General features: G+C 69.5%; 22 protein-coding genes. 7 read left to right on the top strand and 15 right to left on the bottom strand.

What is annotated here, in order from left to right; translation table 11 throughout:
* The first annotated feature begins 2 nt into the window (after window positions 1–2).
* Entirely contained in the window at window positions 3–875 is an 873-nt protein-coding gene (locus tag NCG93_RS17965) for a DUF1684 domain-containing protein (RefSeq protein ID WP_194413103.1), read from the top strand.
* Window positions 872–1,957, top strand: coding sequence for an LLM class flavin-dependent oxidoreductase (locus NCG93_RS17960; protein ID WP_194413102.1), 1,086 nt, complete (start codon window positions 872–874; stop codon window positions 1,955–1,957). Before NCG93_RS17965 ends, NCG93_RS17960 begins: the two co-directional genes overlap by 4 nt.
* Window positions 1,958–1,993: 36 nt before the next feature.
* Here the strand turns inward: NCG93_RS17960 and NCG93_RS17955 are convergent, their stop codons facing one another.
* The 6 genes from NCG93_RS17955 to NCG93_RS17935 all read right to left on the bottom strand — a co-directional run bounded on the left by NCG93_RS17955 (window position 1,994) and on the right by NCG93_RS17935 (window position 6,553).
* Entirely contained in the window at window positions 1,994–2,395 is a 402-nt protein-coding gene (locus NCG93_RS17955; RefSeq protein ID WP_194413101.1) for an ester cyclase, read from the bottom strand.
* A gap of 91 nt (window positions 2,396–2,486) precedes the next feature.
* Window positions 2,487–2,618 carry a hypothetical protein gene (locus NCG93_RS20240; protein WP_284444966.1) on the bottom strand — a complete coding sequence of 44 codons (132 nt, stop codon included), beginning with the start codon at window positions 2,616–2,618 and terminating at the stop codon, window positions 2,487–2,489.
* Between the two features lie 231 nt (window positions 2,619–2,849).
* Window positions 2,850–3,542 (bottom strand): GNAT family N-acetyltransferase, encoded by a 693-nt coding sequence (locus NCG93_RS17950; RefSeq protein ID WP_194413100.1) that lies wholly within the window; start codon window positions 3,540–3,542, stop codon window positions 2,850–2,852.
* 89 nt (window positions 3,543–3,631) lie between these two features.
* The gene (locus NCG93_RS17945) at window positions 3,632–4,624 is read right to left on the bottom strand and encodes an ABC transporter substrate-binding protein (RefSeq protein WP_194413099.1); all 993 of its coding nucleotides are present in this window, start codon (window positions 4,622–4,624) and stop codon (window positions 3,632–3,634) included.
* A 52-nt stretch (window positions 4,625–4,676) separates the two neighbouring features.
* On the bottom strand, window positions 4,677–5,468 hold the full coding sequence (locus NCG93_RS17940) for an amino acid ABC transporter ATP-binding protein (protein ID WP_194413098.1): 792 nt from the start codon (window positions 5,466–5,468) through the stop codon (window positions 4,677–4,679).
* Window positions 5,465–6,553 carry an amino acid ABC transporter permease gene (locus NCG93_RS17935; RefSeq protein ID WP_194413097.1) on the bottom strand — a complete coding sequence of 363 codons (1,089 nt, stop codon included), beginning with the start codon at window positions 6,551–6,553 and terminating at the stop codon, window positions 5,465–5,467. The genes NCG93_RS17940 and NCG93_RS17935 overlap by 4 nt, the downstream gene beginning before the upstream one ends.
* 210 nt (window positions 6,554–6,763) lie before the next feature.
* Here NCG93_RS17935 and NCG93_RS17930 point away from each other — a divergent pair, with 210 nt between their 5' ends.
* From NCG93_RS17930 to NCG93_RS17920, 3 genes are all read left to right on the top strand, one after another.
* Window positions 6,764–7,828 (top strand): LLM class flavin-dependent oxidoreductase, encoded by a 1,065-nt coding sequence (locus NCG93_RS17930; RefSeq protein WP_194413096.1) that lies wholly within the window; start codon window positions 6,764–6,766, stop codon window positions 7,826–7,828.
* Entirely contained in the window at window positions 7,825–9,138 is a 1,314-nt protein-coding gene (locus NCG93_RS17925) for an LLM class flavin-dependent oxidoreductase (RefSeq protein ID WP_194413095.1), read from the top strand. The genes NCG93_RS17930 and NCG93_RS17925 overlap by 4 nt, the downstream gene beginning before the upstream one ends.
* A 224-nt stretch (window positions 9,139–9,362) precedes the next feature.
* Window positions 9,363–10,634, top strand: a complete 1,272-nt coding sequence (locus NCG93_RS17920; RefSeq protein ID WP_194413094.1) for an HNH endonuclease signature motif containing protein — start codon at window positions 9,363–9,365, stop codon at window positions 10,632–10,634.
* Between the two features lie 192 nt (window positions 10,635–10,826).
* On the opposite strand, the gene NCG93_RS17915 is transcribed toward NCG93_RS17920, so the two are convergent.
* Window positions 10,827–12,149 (bottom strand): M20/M25/M40 family metallo-hydrolase, encoded by a 1,323-nt coding sequence (locus tag NCG93_RS17915; RefSeq protein WP_194413093.1) that lies wholly within the window; start codon window positions 12,147–12,149, stop codon window positions 10,827–10,829.
* 197 nt (window positions 12,150–12,346) lie between these two features.
* Between NCG93_RS17915 and NCG93_RS17910 the strand changes: the two genes are divergently transcribed.
* Window positions 12,347–13,111, top strand: coding sequence for a GNAT family N-acetyltransferase (locus NCG93_RS17910; protein WP_194413092.1), 765 nt, complete (start codon window positions 12,347–12,349; stop codon window positions 13,109–13,111).
* 20 nt (window positions 13,112–13,131) lie between these two features.
* Here NCG93_RS17910 and NCG93_RS17905 read toward each other — a convergent pair whose 3' ends face one another.
* From NCG93_RS17905 to urtA, 8 genes are all read right to left on the bottom strand, one after another.
* The gene (locus NCG93_RS17905) at window positions 13,132–13,677 is read right to left on the bottom strand and encodes a TetR/AcrR family transcriptional regulator (protein ID WP_252787595.1); all 546 of its coding nucleotides are present in this window, start codon (window positions 13,675–13,677) and stop codon (window positions 13,132–13,134) included.
* Between the two features lie 41 nt (window positions 13,678–13,718).
* Complete coding sequence (locus NCG93_RS17900) at window positions 13,719–14,312, bottom strand: TetR/AcrR family transcriptional regulator (RefSeq protein ID WP_241741590.1); 594 nt, start codon at window positions 14,310–14,312, stop codon at window positions 13,719–13,721.
* The gene (locus NCG93_RS17895; RefSeq protein ID WP_194413090.1) at window positions 14,309–16,015 is read right to left on the bottom strand and encodes a purine-cytosine permease family protein; all 1,707 of its coding nucleotides are present in this window, start codon (window positions 16,013–16,015) and stop codon (window positions 14,309–14,311) included. The genes NCG93_RS17900 and NCG93_RS17895 overlap by 4 nt, the downstream gene beginning before the upstream one ends.
* Before the next feature lie 73 nt (window positions 16,016–16,088).
* Window positions 16,089–16,772 (bottom strand): ATP-binding cassette domain-containing protein, encoded by a 684-nt coding sequence (locus NCG93_RS17890; RefSeq protein ID WP_194413089.1) that lies wholly within the window; start codon window positions 16,770–16,772, stop codon window positions 16,089–16,091.
* A 1-nt stretch (window position 16,773) separates the two neighbouring features.
* Window positions 16,774–17,598: an urea ABC transporter ATP-binding protein UrtD gene (gene urtD / locus NCG93_RS17885; protein ID WP_194413088.1), complete on the bottom strand. Its 825-nt coding sequence runs from the start codon at window positions 17,596–17,598 to the stop codon at window positions 16,774–16,776.
* On the bottom strand, window positions 17,595–18,728 hold the full coding sequence (gene urtC, locus NCG93_RS17880; protein WP_194413087.1) for an urea ABC transporter permease subunit UrtC: 1,134 nt from the start codon (window positions 18,726–18,728) through the stop codon (window positions 17,595–17,597). Before urtC ends, urtD begins: the two co-directional genes overlap by 4 nt.
* The gene (urtB, locus tag NCG93_RS17875) at window positions 18,725–19,609 is read right to left on the bottom strand and encodes an urea ABC transporter permease subunit UrtB (protein WP_194413086.1); all 885 of its coding nucleotides are present in this window, start codon (window positions 19,607–19,609) and stop codon (window positions 18,725–18,727) included. Before urtB ends, urtC begins: the two co-directional genes overlap by 4 nt.
* A gap of 93 nt (window positions 19,610–19,702) precedes the next feature.
* Window positions 19,703–21,010: an urea ABC transporter substrate-binding protein gene (gene urtA / locus NCG93_RS17870; protein ID WP_194413085.1), complete on the bottom strand. Its 1,308-nt coding sequence runs from the start codon at window positions 21,008–21,010 to the stop codon at window positions 19,703–19,705.
* 458 nt (window positions 21,011–21,468) lie between these two features.
* Here urtA and NCG93_RS17865 point away from each other — a divergent pair, with 458 nt between their 5' ends.
* Entirely contained in the window at window positions 21,469–21,771 is a 303-nt protein-coding gene (locus NCG93_RS17865; RefSeq protein ID WP_194413084.1) for an urease subunit gamma, read from the top strand.
* The last annotated feature ends 9 nt before the right edge of the window (window positions 21,772–21,780 follow it).

The following is a 21,780-nucleotide window of genomic DNA, read 5'->3' as shown; positions in this document are numbered from 1 at the left end:
CCATGACCACCACCCTCAACACCGACATCGACCGCGTCCAGTTCGGCCGCGACTGGGAGGCCTGGCACCGGGCCCACGAGACGTACCGCGCCGACCCCCTCGGCTTCTTCGCCATCACGGGGCTGCACTGGCTGGGCACCGAGCCGACCACGCTGCCGGGCGCGCCGGGAACCTGGACGCTCGGCTCCGAGGGCGTCGTGGTCGAGCTGGCGGAGGGCGAAAGCCTGACGCTGGAAGGCGTCACGATCACCGGTCGCCACGCCTTCGGCGAGCTCCCGGAGCGCACCAGCATCACGCCCGGCTTCACCGACGGCGACGTCGTCGGCGTCGTGGAGATCGCGCAGCGCGGCGGGCACACGATCCTTCGGCCGCGGCGCGCCGACCACCCGTTCCTCGCCGAGTACAACGGAACCCCGACGTACGTGCCGAATCCCCGCTGGCGCGTGGCCGCACGCTTCCGTCCGTTCGACGCCCCCCGCCCGACCGAGGTGGGCGCTGCCGTGGACGGCCTCACCCACGTGTACGACGCCCCCGGCGTGCTCGAGTTCTCGTGGCGCGGCGAGGAGTTCACGCTCACCGCGTTCGACGGCAAGGCGCCGGGCGCCCTGCTCGTGCTGTTCACCGACGCGACGAGCGGGCTCACCACGTACGCCGCGAACCGTTCGGTGGGAGTCGACGCGCCGGATGCCGACGGCTGGACCACGATCGACTTCAACCGCGCCGTCAACCTCCCGTGCGCCTACACCGACTTCGCGACGTGCCCGCTGCCTCCGGCGGGCAACCGCCTGCCCATCGGCATCGAGGCGGGCGAGAAGACACCGCTGTCGCGCGTGCGCTCCGACGCCGAGCTCGTCGCGCCGGCGGTGACGGCATGAGATTCCAGCTGCTCGACATCGTCCCGTACCGCGCCGACCCCCTCACCGGTCGCCAGGTCTCGCCGTCCGAGCGGTTCGCCGAGACGCTGCAGCAGGCGGTGCGCGCCGAGGAGCTCGGATTGGATGCCGTCGCCATCGGCGAACGCCACGCGGGGCACTTCATCTCGTCGTCCCCGACGGTGCTGCTGGGGGCGATCGCGGCACGGACCTCCCGCATCCGTCTCAACTCCGGTGTCACGGTCCTCTCGGTGCTCGACCCGGTGCGCGTCGCCGAGGACTACGCGACGATCGACCAGCTGTCCGGCGGCCGCCTCGACATCACGATCGGCAAGGGCAACGAGGTCGCGCAGTTCCCGCTGTTCGGCCTCGACATCGACGACCAGTGGGAGCTGCTCGCCGAGAAGTACGAGCTGCTGCGGACCCTCTGGCGCGAGGAGGACGTCACCTGGCCGGGCAGCGAGTTCACCCGGCCGCTGACCGGCGTGACGACCCTGCCGCGCCCCTTCGCGGGTGCGCCCCGTGTCTGGCACGGGTCGGCCACGACGCTCTTCTCGGCGGGTCTCGCCGCACGCTTCGGCGATCCACTGTTCAGCGCGAACGCCATTCAGCCGCTCGAGAACTACGGCGTGCTCGTCGACCACTATCGCTCCGAGTACACGCGGCACGGCCACGACCCGGCGGGGGCGTTCGTCGCCGCCGGCTCGGGCGCGCTCTTCATCGCCGACACCACCCAGGAGGCGATCCGCGAGTACGGTCCGGTCTACAACGCGATCGTGGCCGCCACCAACGTGCCCGGGAACAACACCCCGTTCCGCGACATCGAGCACGCCGTCGCCGAGGGCCCGGCCCTCGTCGGCACGCCGCAGCAGGTGATCGACAAGATCGCCCGCTTCCACGGACGTCTCGGGCACGACCTCCAGTCGATCAGCCTGCCGACCACGGTGCCGTTCGCTCGGCAGCTCGAGATCCTCGAGCGCTTCGCCGACGAGGTGGCGCCGGTGCTGCGCCGCGAGTTCCCGACGACGCTGTGGACGGATGCCGACCCCCAGGGCCGGCGCACCCCCGAGCTCGTTGCCGCCTGAGCTCGCTTGATGCCGCCGACGCGGAGCTCGTCCTCGCTACCGTTCGGCGAGACCGAGCTGCGCGCGCAGTTCGAGATCGTTCTCGGAACCGGTGAACTCGGTGATCAGCCCGTGGACGACCCGGTACATCGCGAACTCGGCGACGTTGACGTGGCGCCTCGTCGGGGCGATCCCCCGGAACGTACCCAGGTGCGTGCCGCTGCCACGCAGATGTGCGGCGAGGCGGTCGTCCTCCACGATGAGCTGGATGCGGCGCCACCGCCAATCAGGAAAGCCCTGGAAGAGGTCGGCCATGTCGGCGACCCACGCCTCGACCCCACCGGGGAGGTGCGCACGCCGCACCGCCGGGTCGACGAACGATCGGACGGCGTCGAGGTCGTGCCGGTTGCACGCGTCGAGGTACTCGGCGTGCCACTCGCGCATCTCCCACGGTTCCACCGAGCCATTATCCCGGGAGGCCCATCATCCTGGGCGGCCCTTGACCCCGGAGCGCGTCATTCCGGGCGGCTGACGAGCCGGGAGCAGGGAGTCACCGTCCCGAGTCGCGTGCCGACGTCAGCGCCCTGCGCCACGCCCTGCGGGCCCAGCCGAAGACCGGTGTGATCGACTTCCAGCGACGCCCGAACAGCGCCTTGCCGAACGAGTGGTCTTGCTCCGTCATGTCAGGCCCCTGCCGATCGCGCGCGGGCACAACAGGATCGGAACGTCGACGAACCGAGGAGCGGGCTCGCGCGAAGGCCTGTGTGCCGAGATGCACGCCGAGGTCTGGGGCGCCAGGCCAAGGGTAGGCGCATTACGGCCGGATGTCGCGTGTTTCCACAGATCAGGTCGAGCGCACCCGATGCAAGGAGGTGACGGGAGCTCTCGGGATCCGTCGCCGCCGGGTGAGATGTCAGCGGAGCGCAGGAGCCAGGTCGTAGCCGAACGCGTACAGCTCGATCCACCGGCCCGGCTGCACCTCCCACATGCCCTCCCGCTCCGACAGTCGCTGGAAGCCGAGCTTCGCATAGAGCGCGTGAGCGCCGGTCATCTCGGGTCCGCTGTTCATCACGACGCGGTGCGAGCCGCGTTCTTGGGCGAGCTCGATGACGTGACGGGTGAGCGCCTCGCCGATGCCGCGTCCGCGCGCCGCCGGTGCGACGGCCAGTTGACGGAAGTCCGTCTCGCCCGGCTGGGCCATGTCCGCGAGCGGCTTGCCCTCGCGCGCGACCCACACCGTGCCGAGGATGTCGCCGGCCTCATCGACCGCTACCCAGACGTCGCCCTCATGGACCCGCCGGGCGACGTCACGCAGGGACGCCACGTACTCATCCGACAGTTCCCCGTAGCTGGTCAGGTAGGCGTCCGCCGTGACCTCGCCGGCGCGCTCGTACTCATCGGGGCGGACTGGTCGGATGGTCCACTCGGCGGAACCGGATGCCGCGGCCTCGGCGCTTCCGTCGGTCGAGGGGAAGGACACGGCGCCCTGGTCGGGGGAAGAGGAACTGTGCACCCATCGACCGTAACCCGGCGCGAGACGACGGGCTTCGGCATCCGTCCCCGCCTCGGAGGAGGATGGCGGGTCGGCGAGCGGGACGGGCGACATGGGGCTCCTTGAGGCGGACGCTGCCGGACGGCGACGATGGATGCGGGAAGCCGGCCGGACCCCGACGGATCCGGCCGGCTTGAGGTTCGTCAGGACTTCGGAAGCCCGGCGGGGTTGATCTCGCTCTTCTCAATGCCCTCCGACTGCAGGTCCCAGATCTTCAGGACCTCGTCGTACTGTCCGTTCTCGATCAGATAGTTGAGCGCGATGTTGACCGGCTCGATGAGTCCGTTGCCCTTCGCGGTGCCGGCGGCGATGTTCGCGGTCAGCGGCCAGCCGCCCGGGACGAGCCCGACGACCTTCGTGTCACCCGTCTCGCGTGCAGCCCACGCGGACGTCGCGTTCGGACCGAACGTCGCATCGATGCGCCCCGACTGCAGCGCCAGCACGGTCGCGGCGTTGTCGTCGAAGTACTGCAGCTCGGCGGGCTCTTCGCCGGCGGCCTCGAGCTCCTCGTTCCAGGCGAGCAGCACCTGCTCCTGGTTCGTGCCGGAGCCGACCGCGATCTTGAGCCCGGTGATGTCGGCGGACTCCTCGATCTTCTCGATGTCGCTGTCGCTGCGCACGTAGAAGCCGAGCAGGTCCTCGCGGTAGCTCGCGAAGTCGTAGAGCTCCTTGCGCTCCTCGGTCACGGTGACGTTCGACGTGATGAGGTCGTACTTGCCCGACTGGATGCCGAGGGGCCAGTCCGCCCACGCGACGACGACGGGGTTGTACTCGAGGCCGAGCGCGTCGGCGATCAGCGCGCCGATGTTGGGTTCCGTGCCGGCGGGCTCGGTCTCGCCCTCCGGGATGTAGCCCAGCGGCGGGACGTACGCGGAGTGCGCGACGGTGAGCTTGCCCGGCTCGACCGGCTCGAAGCCGCTCTCCTCGAGGGCTTCGACGGCCTCGGCGACCGGCTCGTCGAGGCGGACCCACTGGATGTCGCCGGTCGCGACGTTCGCCGACGACTCGCTGGGCTCGGGCGCGGCAGCCTCTGCCGGAGCGTTCTGATTGACGCCCCAGACGACGCCGCCGACGATCGCGGCTACCGCGACGACGCCGACGCCGATCGCGATGCCCTGCTTCTTGCTCAGTGCCATTGCTGTGTTTCCTTTCTCGGGTGTGAGGACTCGAAGTCGAGATCTCTATGGGTCAGGCCAGGACTTTTGCGAGGAAGTCCTGGACGCGGGGGTGCTTCGGCGCGACGAGGACCTCCGCAGGCGGGCCCTGCTCGATGACCTGGCCGCCGTCGAGGAACACGACGCGGTCGGCGACCTCGCGGGCGAAGCCGACCTCGTGCGTGACGATGATGAGGGTCGTGCCGAGCTGCGCGAGATCGCGGATGACGTCGAGCACCTCGCCCACGAGCTCGGGGTCGAGCGCGCTCGTCGGCTCGTCGAACAGGATCACCTTGGGCTTGAGGGCCAGGGCTCGCGCGATCGCGACGCGCTGCTGCTGGCCGCCCGACAGCTGCCGGGGGTAGTGCTCCGCCTTGTCGCTCAGTCCGACGCGGTCGAGCAGGCCGAGGGCGAGTTCGCGCGCGTCGTCCTTGGAGAGCCGGCCGAGCGCGACGGGCGCCTCGGTGATGTTCTCGAGCGCGGTCAGGTGCGGGAAGAGGTTGAAGTTCTGGAGGACGATGCCGATCTGCGTGCGTCGCTCCAGCACCTCCCGCTCGCGCAGCTCGTAGAGCTTCCCACCGCGCAGCTCGTAGCCGATGAGCTGGCCGTCGACCGTGACCGAGCCGCGATCGACGCTCTCGAGGTGGTTGATCGTGCGCAGCAGCGTCGACTTGCCCGAGCCGCTCGGCCCGAGGATGGCGACGACCTCGCCCGGCTGCACCGTCAGATCGATGCCGCTGAGCACCTCGACGCCGCCGTAGTTCTTGTGGACGTTGTGGATCTCGACGAGTCCGCGCGTGGCGGTCTCTGCGATGACGGTGGTCATGCTCCTGCTCCTCCGGAGTTCTTGGCATCGTTGCTCGAGCCCTGGAACGTCGCCTTCGCGACGACGGGTGCATCGACGCCGACGAGCGGCGCCGGCCCCGTCTCGGAGTCGCCGAGGCGTGCCCACTGCACGCCGGCCCAATGGCGCGCGCGCTGCAGGGGCGTCGGCGGCAGCACGCGCACCGTGCCGCGGGCGTAGTGCCGCTCGATGTAGTACTGCGCGATGCTCAGGACCGTGGTGATGATCGTGTACCAGACGACCGCGACCAGCAGGAGCGGGATCACACGGCTGTTGCGGTTGTAGATGACCTGCACCGCGTAGAACACCTCGGGGATCGCGATGACGAAGACCACCGACGCGCCCTTGACGAGGCCGATCACCTCGTTGGTGGCGTTCGGGATGATCGAGCGCATGGCCTGCGGCAGGATGATGCGCGTCAGGCGACGACGCGGCGGGATGCCGAGGGCCGCGGCCGCCTCGAGCTGGCCCTGGTCGACCGACACCAGGCCGCCGCGGATGATCTCCGCCGAGTACGCCGCCTGGTTGAGGCTGAGGCCGAGGATCGCCGCCGCGAACGCGCTGATCAGCTGCACCGTCGGGAACTCGACGATCCAGAAATCTGTGGTGAAGGGGGTGCCGAGACCCAGCGTCGGGTACAGGTAGCCGAGGTTGTACCAGACGATGATCTGGACGACGAGCGGCACCGACCGGAAGAACCAGATGAACAGCCATGCGGCCGAGCCCAGGAGAGGCGACTTCGAGAGGCGGGCGAGCGCGAGCAGGGTGCCCAGGAAGAAGCCGATGGTTGCCGAGATCACGGTGAGTGCCAGTGTGATGCCGACGCCCTGCAGCACCGGCTCCGACAGGAAGTAGTGGGCGAAGACATCCCACTCGTAGTTCTCGTTCGTCACCAGCGACCACGCGAACTGGGCGACGACGAATAGGACGACGATGCCGATCGACCACCGGAACCAATGCCGCGTGTGGACGACGCGGAGGTCGCCGAGGTCGACGCGCGACGACGCCGCGGTCGACGGCGGTGCGTCTTCGGCGGCGCCTGTCTGGCGCGGGAGTGTGTCGGTCATGAGGTGCTCCTCGGTCGGTGGCGCGGGGTCTGCGGGGTCGGTGTCTGGGGTGCGTCGGTAGGCCGAAGCTAGGGCTGCACCGCGTCTGCGACCCAGTTGGCGGGGAACCGCGGCGACACGGATCGTGACGGTCCGCAACGCGGCGTCACACTCCGGAATGCACCGACGCACGCCGGCCGCCTCCGCGCCAGGACACTTACCGTGGCTCGCATGTCCGACACACCGTTCGTGGTCGCGCTCGAGCTGGACGCCGACGGCGCCCACCCCGCGGCCTCCGCCACCCCTTCCGGCGCGCTCTCAGCGCGACGCCTCGCCACGCGCGCAGCCGGCGCCGAGCGCTGGGGATTCACCGCGGCGACCTTCGATGACTCGCCGCTGCCGGCCGCCGGCAACACCGCACGGCTCGACGCCGTGCAGCGCGCCGCGTTCGCCGCGCCCGTGACCTCTGCGATCGGCCTCATCCCCGTCGCGCACGTGGCATACAGCGAGCCGTTCCACGTCGCCACGCAGCTCGCCAGCCTCGACTGGGCATCGAACGGCCGAGCGGGATGGATCGCCGCGGCATCCGGCACCGCCCGCGAAGCCGCCGCCTACGGGCGCGAGGCGATCGCCGACGACGAGCTGCGCCGCGAGCGCGACGACGTCATCGAGGTCGCCCGCCGGCTGTGGGACTCGTGGGAGGACGACGCGGTGATCCAGGATGTCGCCACCGGCCGCTACCTCGACGCCGATCGGCTGCACTACGTCGATTTCGAGGGCGAGAGCTTCTCCGTGAAGGGGCCGCTCATCACGCCGCGCCCGCCGCAGGGGCAGCTGGTCGTCGTGGCGTCCGCGGGCACCGCGGGTGCGGACGTCGCCCTCGTCGAGGGCGCCGACATCGCGGCGATCGCGGATGCCGCCTCCCGGGCGCGCGCCGCAGGCGCACCGCTCGTGTGGGCCGAGGTCGAGGTGCTGCTCGGCGCGCGCGGCGTGCCGGCTGCGCAGCGGCTGGAGACCCTGGGCGCGTGGCCGCAGAACGGCCGCATCCGCCACGTCGGCGATGCCCCGGGCCTCGTCGCGCTGCTCGCCGAGCTGTCGGCATCGGTCGACGGCGTGCGGGTGCACGTCGCCGAGCTCGACGTCGACCTCGAGGAGGCAGGGCGTGCGGTGCTCCCCGGCCTCCGCGAGCGGATCGGATTCCGCTCCCCCCGTCCGGGCGACACGCTCCGCGACGCGCTCGGTCTCGAGCGCCCCCTCAGCCGCTACGCCGCATCCGCCGTGAAGGAGTTCGCATGACCACGTCCCGCCGCATCCAGTTCGGAGTCTTCTTCCAGGGCGTCAACTTCGGCACGATCTGGTCGAGCGACCGCAGCGGATCGCAGTACGACTTCGAGTCGTTCCGCCGCATCGCGCAGACCGCCGAGCGCGGACTGTTCTCGGCGTTCTTCCTCGGCGAGGGGCTGCGGCTGCGCGAGCACTTCGGCCGCATCCACGATCTCGACATCGCCGGGCGTCCCGACGCGCAGACGCAGCTCGCGGCGCTGGCCGCGGTCACCGACCGCATCGGCCTCGTCGCCACGCAGAACACGACCTACAACGACCCCTACGACCTCGCGAAGCGCCTGAACTCGCTCGACCTGCTGAGCGACGGCCGCGCCGGCTGGAACGTCGTCACCACCGACAACGCGTGGACCGGGGCCAACTTCCGCCGTGGCGGCTACCTCGACCACGCCGACCGGTACCGCCGTGCGGCGCAGTTCGTCGACGCCGCTCAGCGGCTGTGGGATGCCGGAGCCGACGGCGTCGGCACGCCGGTCGCGGTCGACGGCGATCTGGTGTCGTTCACCGGGCCGGCGCCGCTGCCCCCGAGTCCGCAGGGACGGCCGGTGCTCTTCCAGGCCGGCGACTCGGATGAAGGTCGCGAGTTCGCCGCGTCGAGCGCCGACGTCATCTTCTCCGCCCACCCGGGACTCGACGAGGCGATCGCGTTCGCTGCGGACGTCCGCCGGCGCCTGCCCGCGCACGGGCGGAGCGTGGACGAGCTCAAGTTCTTCCCTGGCGCCCAGTTCATCCTCGCCGCGACCGACGCCGAGGCGCGCGAGAAGGCCGAGTGGGTCACCCGCGAGCAGGTATCGCCGCAGACCGCGATCCGCTTCCTCGAGCCGATCTGGGGTCGCGACCTCTCCGAGCTCGACGCGGACGGACCGCTCCCGAGCTTCGACCCGGTCGTCGACGAGGTCGACGGCCAGCGGGGATCGCTGTTCCAGGGCCGCCGTGCGGTCGAGACGGCGCGGGAGTGGCGTGAGAGCGCGGCCGCGGAGGGTCTGTCGATCCGGGAGTTCGTCATCAAGCGCTCGTCGCTGCGCACGTTCGTCGGCGGCTTCTCGACCATCGCCGACCGCATCGTGCAGTACGTCGACGCGCACGCCGTCGACGGGTTCAACGTCTCGCCGTACCTGGTGCCGGAGGGCCTGGACGACATCGTCGACGGGCTCATCCCCGAGCTGCAGGAGCGCGGGGTGTATCCCACCGAGTACCCGGGTACGACGCTGCGCGAGAACCTGGGACTGCCCGCCGTCGGCGAGCGCGCCGAGATCGCCGCCTGACATCGACGATGGCGTCCGGCCGCCCGTCCGCCCGCGCACCGCGCGGGCGGGCGGGCGACCCGGGTAGGCTCACCGCGCCGGTCGAGAGGTCGGCTCGGGGCGCGGCGCGGTGCTCCGAACGTGCGCAGGACGTGTTCGAGAGTCGAGGTGAGCAATTCCTGAGTCGCCTCGCGGGTTGCCTCTCCACCCATCGCAATGTCGTAGGTATGTTCTAAAGTCGAAGCATGTTCATCGATCCCCAACTCCCTCACCTGGTGCTTCCCGATGAACTCGACCTGGTCATCGAAGCGGCCGACATGATGACGGTGCTCGCGGCGCAGCGGCTTGTGCGCATCGACGCCATGCGGCGGGAGGCGCTTCGCGACGCCACCCGTAACGGCCGTGTTCTGACCGAGGTCGTGGAGCGGGGCGTTCGGCTGGAGCTCGCGGCTGCGCTCCGGATCACCGAGCATGCCGCCGGCGACCTCTTGAGCCTCTCGCAGGCCATGGTGCACTCCTATCCGGCGGTGTTGGCGTCGATGGAGCGGGCCCGGATCACGGAGCGGCACGCGCAGATCCTGATCGCCGCTGTGGACGAAGTCGAACCGGAGTTCCGGGAGCGGGTGCTCGAGCCGGGCATCGCACTGGCGGAGTCCGAGCCGGTCGGCACCTTCCGCCGCAAGCTGCGCACGCTTGTTGACAAGGTGCGCTCGGCCACCCTCACCGAACGATATGAATGGGCGCTGACGGGGCGACGGGTCGTGGTCGAGCCCGATCGTGACGGAATGGGATGGGCACACGTCTATGGCCCCTTGGTCGCGCTCCATGCCGCCTTCGGCCGGACGACAGCGATGGCGAAAGCCATCGTGGGCGGCGACGGCGAGACGCGCACGCTCGACCAGGTGCGCGCCGACGTGGTCCTGGACCTTCTGATCGACGGCGCGGTCGAGAGTCACCCTGGCCAGGCGCGCGGCGTGAAGGCGACGGTGTTCGTCACCGCTCCCGTGCTCGCGCTCCTCCACGAGTCCGACGCCTCCCGAGCGGCGGCCGGTATCGATCCGCCGGTCGTCGAAGGCATCGGGCCGATCCCACTGCCTGTCGCGCGGGAACTCGCGGGCGGTGCGTCCGGGTGGACGCGCGTGCTGACCCACCCTGAGACGGGCATGGTGCTCTCCGTCGGCCGCGACCAGTACCGGCCACCACCCGCGCTTCAGAAGCTGGTGAAATGGCGAGCGGATCGGTGCATGGGACCGGGATGCGGGATGCCGGCCTCCCGGTGCGACGTCGACCACAACGTCGACTGGGCCCTCGGCGGACGCACCGAACTCACGAACCTCGGGCCGCTGTGCGAAGGTCATCACACCGTCCGGCACCACACCGACTGGAGAATCGAACAGGTCGCCGGTTCGGGCGGCGCGATCCGATGGACCTCGCCCTCCGGCCGCCACTACCTCGTCGAGCCGGAGCGCGCAGTGCCCGTGTTCCGCTCCGCGGAGAGCAGCGGCGCCCCTTTCTGATCGCCTTTCGATGGCGAGACCTGCGGCGCGAACGCCGTAACCTGGGCGCCGCTGCGCGGGCGGAATCCGCCGCGTCGTCGCCGCCGAACATCCCGAGGTCGTTCGCGCGTACGATCGCGTCTTCGACGAATGCCAGGCACCCCGTCGTGTACGCCGTCGATCCTTCGCGGGCGGGCGGGGGCCGCCGTCGTTTCAGGCGGTCCGCAGGATGCGCTCGGTGACACGCGCCGAGAAGTGGAGCGCGTCGACCGGGACGCGCTCGTCGGCCGCGTGGAACTGCGCGAAGACGTCGAAGTCGCCGGGTACCCGCAACGGCACGAATCCGTAGCCGTGGATGCCGAGCTTGGCGAAGTGCTTGTTGTCGGTGCTCGCGGGCAGCAGGTACGGCACGACGATCCCCTCTGGATCGTGCGCGGTGATCGCGTCCTGCAGCACACCGATGATCGGGGCGTCCAGCGGCGCCTCGGTCGCCGACCACCAGCGTCCCTCGCGGATGTCGATGTCGTCACCGGCGAGGTCGCGGAGCCCCTGGCGGAGCTGCTCGTCCTGTCCCGGCAGGATGCGGATGTCGAGCCGCGCCGACGCCTCGGCGGGGATGATGTTCGTCTTCTCCCCCGCCGACAGCACCGTGGGCGTCGCGGTGTTGCGCGTCGTGGCTCCCACCAGCGACGCCATGAAACCGAGGCTCGCCAGATCGTCGGCGAGCGACTCGTCGGTGAAGGCGAGTCCGCGTGCCTCACCGAAGACGTCGAGGAACCGCTGCAATGCCGGTGTGCGCACGACGGGGAATCGGTGCGAGCCGACAGCCGACACCGCGCGCGCCAGCCTCACCACGGCGTTGTCGTCGGTGGGGCGAGACCCATGGGCGGCGTGGCCCCGCGCAGTGAGCGTGGACCACGCGACACCCTTCTCGCTCGTGGCGACGAGATACGCGCGCCGCTGGTCCGCCGGGTCGGCGACGAGCGGCACCGAGAAGCCGCCCACCTCGCTCAGCGCCTCGGTGACGCCGGCGAACAGCTCCGGGCGGCGCTCGACGAGCCAGCCCGCACCCCATACTCCCCCGCTCTCCTCGTCGGCGAGGAAGGCGAACACCAGGTCGCGACGGGGAACGATGCCCTCGCGCGCGAAGTGCCGGGCGACGGCCAGGATCGTGCCGGCGTAGTTCTTCATGTCGACGGCGCCCCGCCCGTACAGGATGCCGTCCTCGATGTCGGCGCCGAACGGCGGATGCGTCCAGTCGCTCTCCTCCACAGGCACCACATCGAGGTGCGCGTGCACGAGCAGAGCTCCCGCGCCGGGATCGCTCCCGGCGATGCGGGCGACGAGCGAGCCGCGCCCGGGCCGGGGCTCGACGAGCTCCGACACGATGCCGACCTCGGCCAGGCGCTCCTGCACGAACCGCGCGGCACGGGTCTCGCCGTCGCCGATGGTCGCCGCCACGCCGGTGTTCACGCTCTCGATGCGGATGAGCTCGCGAACGAACTGCAGCGTCTCATCCTCCAGCAGTGTGGACACGGAGCTCCTCGTGGTGTTGTGGGTGGTCGAGGCGCGCGGGCGCGCTCCCGCCGACCCTAACGGCGGAGCCCCGAGGCGTGCCCGTCGGACGGTCGTCCGACGTCACAGTCGCACTCCGGCCGAGACCGCCGCTCCTGCATTGCCGGGGATGACAGGCCGGTTTTGCCGCTCGCCCCGAGCGGGAGCACGCTGGATCCATGTCAGACACCGCCATCGACATCGCAGACCCGGCCGAGCACCCTGAGCCGCAGCATCCGTCCGCGGCAGAGGCTCCGCACGCGGACGCTGCCGTGCTCGACAATCCTGCCTGGCACGCACTCACCGGTCCGCACGCCCGTTTCGCTATCGGCAACGACCTCGTGCGGCGCTACCCCGAAGACGTCGCTCCCTTCGTCGCGGTGCGGACGTGGGACGACCCCGAGGTGTGGGACGCGCTGCGCGATCTCGTCGGACCGGGCGCACCCGTCGGGCTCTCCGCGGTCGAGCAGCCGTTTCCTGCCGGGTGGGAGGATCTCGGCGGCGGCGACGGCGTGCAGCTCGTCGAGACGGACGCGCTGCAGCCGAGACCGGATGCCGAGGCCGTGGACCTCGGAGCGGACGACGTCGCGGAGATGCTGGCGATCGTCGAACGCAACCAGCCCGGCCCCTTCCGGCCGCGCACGCACGAGCTCGGCCGCTACATCGGCATCCGCCGGGATGGGCGGCTCGTCGCGATGGCCGGCGAGCGCCTGCACCCGGACGGCTGGACCGAGATCAGCGCGGTCTCCACGGACGCCGCATACCGACGGCAGGGTCTGGCCTCCCGGCTGGTGCTCGACGTCGCGTTCCACATCCAGCAGCGCGGGGATCGGGCGCTCATGCACGCGGCCGCGTCGAATGTGAACGCCATCGCGGCCTACGAGCGATTGGGATTCGCACTGCGCCGCTCGACGCGATTCGCGTTCGGACGCACACCGGCCTGATCCCGGCGCGCGAGCTGCTGTCAGCCGACGCGTGACCGAACCGGGTCCAGCACCGCCTCAGCGGCCCAGGCTGCGGCGTCGGCGATGTCGCGACGGCTCATTCCGAACTCCCGGTGAAAGGTCACCCACGTGGCGGCCGAGTCGAGGTGCGACAGCGCTGCGACGATCGCGATGCGCTCAGCACGTCCGAGAGAGGGGATCTCGGCATCGATCATCTGCTCCAGCCGCGCGCGCCTCGGGCTGGGTGCCGCGCCGCTGATCCCGCGCATCGTGGTCTCTGCCACCACGTGCGCCAGCTCCGGGCGCTGGTCGTACGACTCCATCGCCGCGCGAATGGCCAGAGGCGTGTCGAAGATGCTCGTGGATTCCTGCCGGGGGAAGATCCTCTGCTCGATCCACGCCGCCGTCGCGAGCAGCAGATCCACCCGCGTCGGATAGTTGCGGAAGACGGTACGCTCGCCGACACCCGCCCGTCGGGCGATCAGCCGGAACGACACGTCGTCGGTGCCGAGCTCCTCGATGAGCTCCGCGTAGGCCGCGAGGATCGCCTCCTGGGTCCGACTCACGTCGGACGCCCGCGCATCCGCGTCGGAGCTCGCCGGCACGGTCATCGGCCGTCCCGTCGCGAGGCACCCATCTCGGTCTCGCTCGCCCTCCACCGGTCCCCCAGCACCTGCGCGACGGTGTGGTCGAAGACGTCCTCCATCTCGGCGGCGCTCATGTCGAAGCCGGTGCGCATCCGAGCCCAGAACGGGGCTGACGCAAAATACCGCAACGCAGCCGCGACCCGTCGCAGATCCCGCTCGTTCAGAGAGGGGTGATTCGTGGCGAGCATCGCCACGAGAGCCCTCGTGAAGAACGTCGGCTCCGCCTCGCCGGTCGGCGAGATCGTCGCCGCCCGGGCACACACGAACGCGAATGCCGGCGACGCGTCGAAGGCGTGGAACCTGGCGCGCGCGGCATCCTGGAACTGCCCCATCGTGACGAAAGGCGGGAACGGGAACTCCGTGGCCTCGATCCACCCGGCGAGCCCCTCGAGGAGATGCGATCTCGTCGGGAAGTGACGGTAGACCGTTCGCTCCGACACCCCCACCGCGTCGCCGAGGGTGCGATACGAGATGTCGTCGAACGGGTGCTCGCGCAGGGCCGCGGCGGCGTGGGCGAGGATCGCGGTCGGAGTGTCGACGCCCTCCGCCATCATCCGCCTCGTCCCTTCTGCCGTTCGGCCTGCTCGGCGGTCCGTCCCGGGGATTCGTTCTGCCGGGACGCCGGCTCGGCGGGCAGGAGATATCGATCCGAGTCGTCCAGCGTGAGCGCGAGCGACGAGACGTACTGGGTCTCGCCGTAGGTCCCGCGCTCCGCCGACGCCAGCATATCCGGCCGCTCGAACGTATAGCCGGTGACGTGGCAGCGCAGCCGCTCACCTGACGGGTTTCCGTCGACATCGAGGATCGGTGAGGCGATGCCGTCCGTCTGGCGTCGCAGGTAGTACCGACCCCGGGTCAGCACGGCCATGAGCGGCGTCGTGACCACCGCCACGCCGATCGCGATCAGTACCGAGAGGGGCCGCACCGCCTCTCCGAACGCACCCGCGAATGCCGCGAGCGACAGCAGCGACGCCAGACCGACCGACACGAGGCCGACCGGATTCCAGTCGCGCAGCATCCCGCGCCGGAATTCGGGGAACAACGGCGAGAGGTGAAGGAGGTGCTTGTTGATGGCGATGTCGGCGGCGATGGTCACCAGCCAGGCCATCACGACGTTGGCGTACAGGCTGAGGACGAAGCTGATGAGGCTGAAGACGTCCATCCACATCAGCGCGAGCGCGATGGCGAGGTTGAAGAAGATGAAGACGGATCTTCCCGGGTAGGTCTTGGTCAGGCGGGTGTAGACGTTGGACCAGGCGAGCGAGCCGGAGTAGGCGTTCGTGACGTTGATCTTCACCTGCGCGACGACGACGAGAACCAGCGCCAGCCCGATCGCCAGCCATTCCGGCATGATCGATTCGTAGAGGGCGATGAACTGCCGCACCGGCTCGGCGGCCCTCTGACCGAGCTGCGGATCGACACGCGTGATGAGGTAGACCGCCAGGAACACCCCGATGACCTGCTTGATGCCGCTGAAGATCACCCAGCCGGGTCCGGCGAACAGCAGCGAACCCCACCACGCCCGCCGATTCAGGGGAGTACGCGGGGGCATCGCCCGGATGACGTCGATCTGCTCGGCGAGCTGTGGGGTGAGGGCGAAGCAGAGGGCGGCCGTCGCGACGATCGCCTGGAAGCTGACCTCCCCATCGGACTCGCCGGGGAACGTGACGAACGCGCTCACTGCTGCGGGATCGGAGACGATCACCCAGAGCAGCGGCAGGAGGGCCAGCGCGAGCCACAGGGGCGTGGTCCAGAACTGCAGCCGCTCGAGTGCACGCATGCCGTAGATGACGATGGGGATCACCACCACCGTGGAGATGAGGTAGCCGACCGGCAGCGGGATCGCGACCGCGATGTGCAGCCCCTGCGCCATGATCGCTCCCTCCAGGGCGAAGAAGATGCACGTGAACACCGCGAAGATGACGGTCGTGATCGACGAGCCGTAGTAGCCGAACCCCGACCCGCGCGCGATGAGATCCAGATCGAGGTTGTAGCGGGCGGCGTAGTAGGCGATGGGCAGCCCGACGAGGAAGATCGTGATGGATGCGAATAGGATGCCGAGAACGGCGTTGTGCGTGCCATGCTCGATCCCGCCGCTGGCGCCGATGGAGAAGTCGGCGAGGAAGGCGATCGAGCCGAGGGCGGTGACACCGATGGAACCGGCGCTCCAGCGCCGGAACGATCGCGGGACATAGCGGAAGGCGTAGTCTTCGAGGCTGTCCTCGGCGGCTGCCCGCGCGTTGTCTGCCCTGCCCACCCGGACCCCCTGCGGCTCGCGTCAGGCTCATTGTGCGCCCCGCGTGTTACAGCCGCATTGCGGGCGGACGGCGCTAGATCGCCATTGCCGCTCGCACCCCTTCCGCGGCGGAGGCTCCCCCGTCGCCCACGCTGGACACGAAGCCGCTCGCGAGCACGAGGTACTTGTCGGCGGCCTCCAACGCGAAGCCGATGTGCTGCTCGACGAGGAGAACCGACAGCCCCTCGCTCGCGAGCTGCATGACCGTGTGCTCGATCTCGGCCACGATCGTGGGCTGGATGCCTTCCGTCGGCTCGTCGAGGATGAGCATCTTCGGCTCGGTGATGAGCGCCCGCGCGATCGCGAGCTGCTGGCGCTGCCCGCCCGAGAGCAGACCGGCCTTGCGGCCCGCGAACTTCTCCAACGCGGGGAACCGCGACAGCTGCTGCTCGATGAGCACCTTGCCGCGCTTGCGACCGTCCGCGACGAGCTGCAGATTCTCCATGGTCGTGAGCTGCGGGAAGGACTGCTGCCCCTGCGGGACATACGCCATGCCACGCGCGACGCGCTTGTTGGGCGGCAGCGACGTGACGTCGTCGCCGTCGAAGATCACCTGACCGCTCCGCGGCTTGATGAGCCCGATGGCGACGCGCAGCAGCGTCGACTTGCCGGCGCCGTTGTGACCGAGCACGGCCACCACCTTGGCGGCGGGCAGTGTCACACCGTGCAGCACGAGGGTCGGTCCGTACCCCGCCTGGATCTCATTCAGCTCGAGCACGTCAGACTCCCTCTTCCTGCAGTGCGGCATCGGCGGTCGCCGTCGTCGCATCGGGCATCACGGCCATCGCGGCAGTGGTGGCCGCGCCGGCCGTGCCGAGATAGACCTCCTGAACCCGGGGGTCGGCCTGCACGTGCGCGACCGCCCCCTCTGAGAGCACCTTGCCCTGGTGCAACACGGTGACGCGCGACGCGTAGCGGCGCATGAAGTCCATGTCGTGTTCGACCACCAGGACGATTCGTCGCTGGGCGATCCGCTGCAGCAGCTCCCCCGTGGCGGTGCGCTCATCCTGGCTCATTCCGGCCACGGGCTCGTCGAGCAGGAGGGCGCGCGGTTCCTGCACGAGCATCATGCCGATCTCCAGCCACTGCTTCTGGCCATGGGACAGGATGCCGGCGGGTGTGTCGCGCTCACCGCTGAGGCCGGTCTCCTCCAGCGCCGACTCGATCGCCGGGTCGACGCCGCGGCGCGCTCGCAGCAGCGACAGCGAGGAGCGGTGCAGCCCCGCCGCGATGTCGAGGTTCTGCAGCACGGAGAGCTGCTCGAAGACGCTCGCGGTCTGGAAGGTGCGCCCGACTCCGAGCCGCACGATCTTCTGGGTCGACTTGCCCAGGAGCTCCTGCCCTGCGAGCGTGACCGAGCCCGTGCCCTTGGACAGGCCGGTGATGGCGTCGATGCAGGTGGTCTTGCCGGCGCCGTTCGGGCCGATGAGGAAGCGGACTTCACCCGGGTGGGCGTCGAACGAGACGCCGCCGACCGCGACGAAGCCATCGAACTCGACCCGGAGGTCGGTGACGACGAGCGATTGATCCTCGGCGGCGGTCACTTCGCCACCTCCTCTGCGACGCGCCCGGGCTCTTCGACGCGCTCCAGCACGGGTGCCGGGTCGGGCAGCGAAGCGGGCGGTGTGTCGCGCGGGCGCCACACCAGACCCTTCGCCTTCGCGAACAGCGACGACAGGCCCATCGGGAGGAAGAGCGTCACCAGGATGAAGACCAGCCCCAGGATGTAGATCCACCCGTCCGGCCAGCTGGACCCGAGACTCGACTGTCCCCATCCGATGGCCATCGCGCCGAGAGCCGGGCCGAAGAGCGAGGCGCGGCCTCCGAGCGCCACTCCGGCGATCATGAGGATCGAGGCCGAGGCGCCGATCTCGGCCGGGGTGATGATGCCGACGATCGGAACGAAGAGGGCTCCCGCGATGCTGGCCATGACGGCGGCGACCACGTAGGCGACCAGTTTGATGTTGGCGGGGTCGTAGCCGAGGAACCGCACGCGCTCCTCGGCGTCGCGGGTGGCGATCAGCAGCTCGCCGAAGCGGCTGCGGTTGAGCTGCCACACCGCGAGCAGGCACAGGATGAGCAGCGACGCGGCGATCATGAAGACCATGACCTTGTTCGCGTCGTCGTTCAGGACGTACCCGAAGAAGTACTTGAAGTCGCTGAGCCCGGTATCGCCACCGGTCTCGCGGATCGTCGAGCTGATGAGGACGGCGAGGGCCACGGCGAGCGCCTGGGACAGGATCGCGAAGTACGCCCCTTTGATCCTCCGCTTGAACAGGGCGTAGCCGAGCACGCCGGCCACGATGACCGGCAGCAGCAGGATGGCCGCCAGCGTGAACGCGTCACTGCGGAACGGCTCCCAGAAGGCCGGAAGCGACGCCGACGGGTCGTACAGGATCATGAAGACGGGGAGGCCGCCCGGTGCCGTGCTCTCCAGCGTGAGGTGCATCGCCATGGCGTAGGCACCGAGCCCGAAGAAGACGCCCTGACCGAGGACGAGCATTCCTCCGCGACCCCAGGCGAGGCCGATCCCGACTGCCGCGATCGCCCAGCAGCAGTACTTGCCGAGGTTGTTGATCCAGTGCATGGAGAGGACGGCTGGCGCGACCACCAGGAGCAGCACGGCGAACACCGCGATGCCGATCAGCGGAAGCCACGGCTTGAGTTTGGTCATGTCAACCCCCGGGTGCGGACCGTGAAGAGGCCCTGTGGGCGGAACTGCAGGAATACGACGAGCAGCACGAAGGCGAGCACTTGCGCCATGCTCCCGGTCGTCCAGTCGGCGAAGAACGACAGCGCGATGCCCAGGGCCCACGCGGCGATCACCGTGCCCTTGATCTGGCCGACACCTCCCGCGACGACCACGAGGAACGCGGGGATGATGTACTGCGTGCCCATCTGAGAATTCGTGCCGCCGATCAGGGAGGCGGCGACGCCGGCGACACCGGCGAGGCCCGAACCGACGAAGAAGGTGATGCGGTCGATGTTGCGGGTGCGGATGCCGCTGGTCTCGGCGAGATCGCGGTTCTGAACCGTCGCCCTGATCCGGCGCCCGAAGGACGAGTACTTCAGCCACGCCGCCAATGCGACCAGGCACACGGCGGCCAGCACGATGGTGAACACCTGCCGAAGCGGCCAGGCGTAGCCGAAGACGTCGATCTGCCCGTCGAGCCACCCGGGGGCCTCCACCGGGACGCCCTGCGCGGGGAAGATCTGCAGCGCGACCTGCTGCAGGATGAGCGCCACCCCGACCGTGACCAGCAGCGTGTCGAGCGGCCGCCGATACATCCACTGGATGATGCCGATCTCGAGAAGCAGGCCGAGCAGACCCGCCCCGAGGAACGCCAGCGGCAGCGCGAGCAGGATGGAGATGTTGCTCGAGGTGACGACCAGCTGGGTCACATAGGCGATGAAGGCGCCGGCCATGATGAACTCGCCGTGCGCCATGTTGATCACCCCCATCTGGCCGAAGGTGAGGGTGAGCCCGAGCGCTGCCAGCAGCAGCAGCGCACCTAGCGCGGTGCCGTTCAGCAGGGGCGGTAAGAGTGCATCCACGTGCTTTCGCTCTCTGTGCGGTCGGGAGTCTGGAGCGGTGTGGGAGCGGGGTCCCGTGCCCGCGTGGACACGGGACCCCGGCTCCGGTGAGGATCAGCCCGCGGCGGCTACCAGCGCATCGCGGACGTCGGCGGGGAACCAGTCGTAGCCCTCGAGGTACGGGTCGGGCTCGATGAAGCCGTCGGACGACCAGACGATGTCGAACTGGTTCTCGGCGTTGATCTTGCCGATGTTGCCGGGCTTCGAGATGTGGTGGTTCTCGCCGTCGAGCGTGACGACGCCCTCCGGCGCATCGACGGTGATCCCACCCGCCGCGGCGGCCGCATTCACGTCGTCGACCTCGAACGAACCTGCCGCTTCGACGAGCTCCTTGTAGAGGTAGAGCGAGATGTACGCCGCCTCCATCGGGTCGGAGGTGACACCGCTGCTGCCCGGGTAGGCCTTCCAACGCTCGATGAACGCCGGGTTGTTGGGCGTGTCCATCGACTGGAAGTAGTTCCACGACGCGTAGTTGCCGGTGACTTCGTGGCCCATCGCCGGCGCCTCCTCCTCGGCGATCGACACCGAGATGATCGGAGTCGTCTCCGGGGTGAGACCGGCGTCGTAGTAGGCCTTGACGAAGCCGACGTTCGACGAGCCGTTGATCGTGTTGAAGACGAAATCGGGGTTCGCCGCCACGATCTTGGACACCTGGGTGGTCCAGTCGTCCTTGTCGAGGGGCACGTACTCCTCGCCGACGATCTCGATGCCGAGCTCTTCGGCGTAGAGCTTGATGATCGCGTTCGCGGTGCGCGGGAACACGTAGTCGGAGCCGGCGAGGAACAGCGTCTTCACCCCCTGCGCGGCGAGGTAGTCCATCGCGGGGATGATCTGCTGGTTGGTGGTCGCGCCGGTGTAGTAGATGTTCGGCGACGACTCGAGGCCTTCGTACTGCACCGGGTAGAAGAAGAGTCCGTTGTTCTCCTCAACGACGGGCTTTACGGCCTTGCGAGAGGACGAGGTCCAGCCGCCGAAGATCGCGGCGACGCAGTCCTGGGTGAGCAGCTTCTCGGTCTTCTCCGCGAAGGTGGGCCAGTCGGTGGCACCGTCTTCCTGGATGTACTCGATCTGCTTGCCGAGGATGCCGCCGTCGGCGTTGATCTCGTCCGCGGCCATGTGCAGGACATTGGAGACGGTCTGCTCCGAGATGGCCATGCCGCCGGTGAGGGAATTGAGGAAGCCGAGCTTGATCGTGTCGCCGGAGGTGTCGATGCAGCTCGCCGGGGCTGCGGCATCCGATCCGGCGGCAGTGGGAGCATCGCCGGCGCGGGAGCCGCAGCCGGCGAGCACGAGGGCGACCGTCGCCGCGAGAGCGGGAACGGCCAGCAGGCTGCGCGCCCGCCGTGTCCTGTTCGTTGTCATGGGAACTCCGTTTCTGTGTGATGCAGGTGGTGCGTTCTCGGGTGATGGCCCGTCCTGCGGGCACGCCGGATGACGCCGTCGCACCGGCACCGCCCACGGGAACGCCGAAGGAAGGGCGTGTCGCGGGTGTGACGGAGCGCGCTGATCGGTGAGTCAGACGTGTGGTGCAGAGGTGGGCCGGTGGTGCGTCTCGATGCCTGCTGGTGCCGGGCTTCGCGTGCCGGTTGGATCGGCGGAAGGTGGTCGCCGACTGCTGCGGTCATTGCCAGCATGGGCGCGTGACATTGCTCTGACATTTCTCGGTTGTTCCGATCCTGTTAATCGTCAGCCGCCCCGCGAGCCAGGTGAACCGTGATTCCGGGGCTCGTTGACCGGATGCCGAGACCGGCGGCTTTTCGCCACCTCCGGTGAATACTGGCGATATGGCACACTTCTGACATCACCCGCCGGAGGTCCGAATGCACTTCACGCCCGCCGAAACCGAGAAGCTCCTGTTGTCGGTCGCAGCGATGGTCGCCCGCGACCGGCTCGAGCGCGGCATCCTGCTCAATCACCCCGAGACGGTCGCTCTGCTGTCCTCCTGGGTGATCGAACGGGCCCGGGAAGGCCGTGGCGTCGCCGAGCTGATGCAGGAGGGCCGCACGGTCCTCACGCGGGACCAGGTGATGGCGGGCGTTCCCGAGATGCTCGCGGACGTGCAGGTGGAGGCGACCTTTCCGGATGGTCGCAAGCTCGTCACCGTCCACCACCCGATCGACTGAGGAGTCGCT

Source organism: Microbacterium yannicii, assembly GCF_024055635.1.
GTDB lineage: Bacteria > Actinomycetota > Actinomycetes > Actinomycetales > Microbacteriaceae > Microbacterium > Microbacterium yannicii.
The sequence above is the reverse complement of the archived record's forward strand: the minus strand, read 5'-3'. Positions and strand labels throughout refer to the sequence as shown.